Raw genomic sequence first — 1,110 nt, forward strand, 5'->3', positions numbered from 1 at the left:
ATTTCCCCTTCAGAAAAAGTGACAGAATTATAAAATCCATCATCAAACTCGTCACTTAGTGTAGTACAACCCACTAAAGTTAAGCATGTTAAGACAAAGAGATAATATTTGCATTCCATTTTTAACTAAACCTTAAAAGTTGTAAGCTAAATGTATCATCTATCACCCATTGAAATGATCGAAAATGCATCATATAGTATAAAATGTCAATTAATAAATATTTCTTAATTCTAAAATATTTACATAAAGCAACAAAATTTCATTCCAACGAAACTTTGATGTGATGGGCGCACCTCCTTTCTAACGTTGCTGTACCAAACTTTAGGTAAGAGTTTGGGGGGAGGCTGGCATTACCGTTACAAACAAGATGGTATACGTCCCAAGTATGCTTATGGACTTTATTGCTGAAGTAACAGGAATGTCTTATTCGAGCTTTTCCGAATTAGACCTTTCTGTCTATTATATCACATTGAGCAATACGTCAGGAACTGCAACTATCAAAGACAATATTGTGACCATTTCACTATACGATGACGATGGTTACGCTATTGTATCTAGTGATTTTAGTGTCTATAAATATTCAACAAATAAATATAAGTTATCAGATCCTGACGGCGTAAAAAATTGGGCTTCAAGCTATATAGATACAGCAGCTGATCTCAAAATTAATTATGACATTGATACAACCTCTACCTCAGGGACAGTCACTCATGCAGTGTCTAAATCGGACGGTACAGTTGTAGAGGCATCTTCATTCTCGTATAGCAAGTCGTCTCGTCCAGATGAGCCATATCCTAAATCTGAACGTTAACTAAGATGGAGAGCAGTTAAAGAAATTTAACTGCTTTTTTATGAATAAAAAAATTTTATTAATATTATTAATTATATTTTGTTTTAACTGTGAATCAAAAGATAGAATTCCTGACACTTTAGACAAGCTTATTGAGGAATATAATCACGAATTGTGGGTGCTAAATTATAAGGAAGCCGCTAAAACTATAAATAAAATTTCAAATTTGTTAAACATGAAAACTAGGGATGTAGAACTGCTGTCAAATATTGAATTTAAGGAGACGGGCGGAGTATTGCGAGCAAAAATTATGAATGGAA

General features: G+C 33.2%; 2 protein-coding genes. Both read left to right on the top strand.

Features of this window, described 5'->3' with window-relative positions:
* Nucleotides 1-391: 391 nt before the first annotated feature.
* Nucleotides 392-811, top strand: a complete 420-nt coding sequence (locus tag J3L11_RS18805; RefSeq protein WP_207571982.1) for a hypothetical protein — start codon at nt 392-394, stop codon at nt 809-811.
* 40 nt (nt 812-851) lie between these two features.
* Nucleotides 852-1,110, top strand: a 259-nt coding sequence (locus J3L11_RS18810) for a hypothetical protein (RefSeq protein WP_207571983.1), incomplete at its 3' end; no start/stop codon positions are given.

The sequence above is a fragment of the Shewanella sp. 4t3-1-2LB genome (assembly GCF_017368415.1).
Classification (GTDB): Bacteria; Pseudomonadota; Gammaproteobacteria; order Enterobacterales; family Shewanellaceae; genus Shewanella; species Shewanella fodinae.